Genomic DNA, 3,756 nt, shown 5'->3' on the forward strand with positions numbered 1-3,756 from the left:
ACCGTCGCCGCGCCGGCCCCGGGCGCGCACGTCCTCCCGCTCGGCGACGGCGAGCGCGACCCGGTGCTGGTGATCCCGCGCGGCCACCGCCCCGACCGCGCGGCGCCGCTGCTGGTCGCGCTCGCCGGCGCCGGCCGCAACGCCGAGTCGATGCAGCGGATGCTGGGCGAGGCCGCGCAGCGCGCGGGCGCCGTGCTGCTGGCGCCGCAGTCGGTGCGCGGGACGTGGGACGGGCTCGACGGCGCGTTCGGCGCCGACGTCGCGCGGCTCGACGCGGCGCTGGCGGCGACGTTCGCGCGGGTGGCCGTCGACACGGCGCGCGTGTGGGTGGCCGGCTTCTCCGACGGCGCGACGTACGCCCTGTCGCTCGCCCTCGCCAACGGCGACCTGTTCCCGCGCGCGCTGGTGTTCTCGCCGGGGTTCGTGGTGCCGGCGGCGCGCGTCGGGCGCCCGGTGGTGTTCGTGTCGCACGGGACGGCGGACCGCGTGCTGACGGTGGAGCGCACGCGGCGGATCGTGGCCGACCTCCGGGCGGCGGGCTACCGCGTGCGCCTGCAGGAGTTCGAGGGGGGGCACGAGCTCCCGGCGGCGGTCCTCGACTCGGCGATGGCCTCGCTCCGGCGCCGCTGACGGCGCGACGCCCTGGCGGACCGCGGCCGGCGGTGCGAGCGTCGCGCATGCCCGCCCACCGTGCCCCGCGCCTCGCGCTCGCGCTGCTCCTCGCCTCCGGCTGCGCGTCGCGCACGCCGTCCCCCTCCCCGTCCCCCGCCCCCGCGTCCGCCCCCGTGGCCGCGTCGGCGCCGCTCGTCCCCGTCTACGCCGACACCGCGCAGCTGCGCGCCGGCGCGCAGGCGGTGGTGCGCGCCTTCGCCGACCAGGTCGCGCGCGCGCGCGGCGCGCCGCTCGCCGAGGCGCCGACGGTGCAGGTCCGCAACGCGCCGCAGCTCATCTTCTTCACCGGCGCGTCGAACGGGATCGTGGTCCCGTGGTGGGACGCCGCGCCCGAGGGGATGCGCGCCGTGTTCCGCACCTTCGCGGGCGGCGGCGACGCGGAGGCCGAGCGGCTGTTCCGCGCGTTCTTCAACCGGTTCCTGATCGCGCACGAGGCCGGGCACTGGTTCCAGGCGCGCGCGGGGCGACGCGAGGCGACGCTCTACGCGAACGAGAACGCGGCCAACCGCCTCGCCGTCGCCTTCTGGCGCACGCAGCCGGGCGGCGAGGCGTTCCTCGCGGAGCTGGAGCGACTGGCGGAGCGCGCGGCGGCCAACCTGCCCGACCCGACGCCCGCGGGCCAGGACGCGGTGGCCTACTTCGGCGCCAACTACCAGGCGCTCGGCGCCGAGCCGCTCAAGTACGGCTACTACCAGTTCCGCTTCATGCGCGACGCGCTGCGCGACCGGGCGACGCTGGACTTCGCGCGCATGACGGCGGCCGGCGCTCCGTGAGCGAATCCCGCGCGCGTCGGAAGGCGGCGTTCCGCGCGGCGCCTCGGGCGCGGGAGGATCGCGACCCGAGCGCCGGGTGGCCTGCCAGCGGAGTCGGGGTGGGCGCGTGAAGCCCTCCGCCTCCGGCGAACGCGGGAAGTTCTCTAGCGCGGCTTCCGCCCCACCACGACGACCATCGGCGGCGTGAGCAGGAACGCCGCCGGGTCGTCCGCGCGCGCCGCCCACTCGCGCTCGAACGCCGCGTGGTCCTCCGCCGACAGCCCGCCGGCGGCGACGAGCCCCGGGAGGAAGTTGCGGAAGAAGCTCCACGGCCACTCCCACAGCGCGGTCCCGGGACGCGCGGCGCGCACCACCGACTCGACCGACTCGACGACGAGGCCGGCGTCGCGCATGTGGGCCGGGACCGACTGCCCGACGTTCGGGTCGCCGCCGGCGCGGCGGAACGACTCGGCGACCGCCGAGATGACGCGCGCCGCCGCGCCGCCGCCGGGGGCGAGCGCGAACCCCTCGTAGTGCACGTAGTCCATCACGACGAACGCCCCGCCGGGTCGCAGCGCGCGCGCCACGCGCGCCGTCACCGCCGCCGGATCGCGCACGAAGCAGAGCACCCAGCGCGCCCACGCGCCGTCGACGCTCGCGGGCGCGACGTCGAGCGCCGCCAGGTCCTGCAGCCGCGCCTCGACGTTCGCGTGGCCGCGCCGCGCCCGCTCGGCGTCGAGGTGCGCGACGAAGCGCTGCGACACGTCGACGCCGAGCACGTGGCCGCGCTCCCCCACCAGGTCGGCGAGGTCGAAGGTCGCGTAGCCCGGCCCGCACCCCACGTCGAGGAGCCGCTGCCCGGGCGCGAAGCCGGCGCGCTCCCACGCCGCCACGGTCGGCCCCGCCCACACCTGGTGCTGGAACCCCAGCCGCCGCAGCTCGGCGTCGTGGGTGCCGAGCACGTACTCGCGGTCCTCGGTCGTCATGGCTCGTGCTCCGGGTCTGGCGGGGGGACGCGCGTGAACGCGGCGGCGTACATGGTGCCGCCGAAGCGCGACGCGCGGCTCCCCACGGTGCGCAGGACGAAGCCCGGGGGGCTCAGCTCCCGCAGGCGGGCGGTCGACACGGGGTGCGGCACCCACGGGTTGGGCGCGCGCCCCTCGTACTCCACCACCAGCAGCCGGCCGGCGGGGGAGAGCGCGTCGGCGAGGCACCGCAGCAGCGCGCCCTGCGCGCCGGCCGCGACGTAGTGCAGCGCGTTGGCGAGCAGCACGCCGTCGAGCGGCGGGAGCGCGAGCGCGTCCCAGGCGCGCGCGTCGGCGAAGTCGAGCGCGTGCACGACGACCGCGGCGGCGTCGCGCGGGCGGGCGCGCAGCGCGGACGCCGCGCGCAGGTCGCGGTCGGCGCCGAGGTCGGCCCACAGCGTCGGCGCCGCGTGCGGCGGGCGCCGGGGGAGGCCGCCGGCGATCAGCGCGGCCGCGTCGCGGACGTCCATCGCTCAGCGCACCGGCATGCGGGCGTATGCCTTCGTCCACACGAGCATGACGCCGCACCGGCTCATCCCGCTCGCGTAGCGCTGCGGCGCCGACGCGCCGTTGTGGTAGACCTCGATGGCGACGAGGTCGGTCGGCGCGAGCACCTGCAGCATGTCGGTCGCGTCCGGGTCGGCGCGCCCCGAGGCGCGCTCGGGGTTCAGCAGCAGCCCGTCGAGGTAGATCTGCGGCTCGCACCCGAACGGCGGGTTGGTGCGCGTCAGCCGCACGCGCCAGCGGTTCCCCATCCCGTGCTCCACGCGCACGCCCGGGATGTCGCGCAGCGTCGAGGAGACCTGCGGGTACCGCTCCAGCACCTCGGACGTGCGGATCGTCCCGACGCCCAGCAGCTTCCGCTGCTCGACCTCGGCCAGGAACGCCTCGGTGAACCGCTCCGTCGTCACGGCCGCCGCGAGCACGGTGCCGCGGCGCAGGACGAGCGCGACCTCGTTCGCGTCCTCGGCGAGCAGCGCGACCTGCGCGCGCGCCGGCAGGTGGCCGACGGCGGTGGCCTCGACCAGCGCCGTGCCTTCGGGGAGGCTGGCGAACCGGAACGTCCCGTCGGCGGCGGTGCGCACCGTGGCGGCGAGCGAGTCGTCGGGCGCCTCGGGGTCGGCGACGCGGACGCGCGCGTTGGCGACCGGCTGCCCGAGCGAGTCGCGCACCAGGCCGCGGAGCGCGACGCGCGGCGCGGCGCCGGCCGGCGCGAGCGTGAGGTGCCGGAGCGGGAGCGCGGCGTCCAGCCACACGTCGAACCAGGGCGCGCGCGCCTCGCGCCCGTCGCGGCGCTCGGCGGCCAC

5 protein-coding genes are annotated in these 3,756 nt (G+C 78.1%); 2 read left to right on the plus strand and 3 right to left on the minus strand.

Annotated features, from left to right (window positions below):
* Both PYV61_RS22325 and PYV61_RS22330 read left to right on the plus strand, forming a co-directional pair.
* Positions 1-630, plus strand: a 630-nt coding sequence (locus PYV61_RS22325; RefSeq protein WP_275835831.1) for a dienelactone hydrolase family protein, incomplete at its 5' end; no start/stop codon positions are given.
* A gap of 47 nt (positions 631-677) precedes the next feature.
* Positions 678-1,445: a hypothetical protein gene (locus PYV61_RS22330; protein WP_275835833.1), complete on the plus strand. Its 768-nt coding sequence runs from the start codon at positions 678-680 to the stop codon at positions 1,443-1,445.
* A gap of 143 nt (positions 1,446-1,588) precedes the next feature.
* On the opposite strand, the gene PYV61_RS22335 is transcribed toward PYV61_RS22330, so the two are convergent.
* The 3 genes from PYV61_RS22335 to PYV61_RS22345 form a co-directional block, all read right to left on the minus strand.
* Complete coding sequence (locus tag PYV61_RS22335; RefSeq protein WP_275835835.1) at positions 1,589-2,410, minus strand: methyltransferase domain-containing protein; 822 nt, start codon at positions 2,408-2,410, stop codon at positions 1,589-1,591.
* The gene (locus PYV61_RS22340; protein ID WP_275835837.1) at positions 2,407-2,919 is read right to left on the minus strand and encodes a hypothetical protein; all 513 of its coding nucleotides are present in this window, start codon (positions 2,917-2,919) and stop codon (positions 2,407-2,409) included. Before PYV61_RS22340 ends, PYV61_RS22335 begins: the two co-directional genes overlap by 4 nt.
* A gap of 3 nt (positions 2,920-2,922) precedes the next feature.
* On the minus strand, positions 2,923-3,756 hold an 834-nt coding region (locus tag PYV61_RS22345), incomplete at its 5' end, for a carboxypeptidase-like regulatory domain-containing protein (RefSeq protein WP_275835839.1).

The organism is Roseisolibacter sp. H3M3-2, assembly GCF_029211165.1.
Classification (GTDB): domain Bacteria; phylum Gemmatimonadota; class Gemmatimonadetes; order Gemmatimonadales; family Gemmatimonadaceae; genus Roseisolibacter.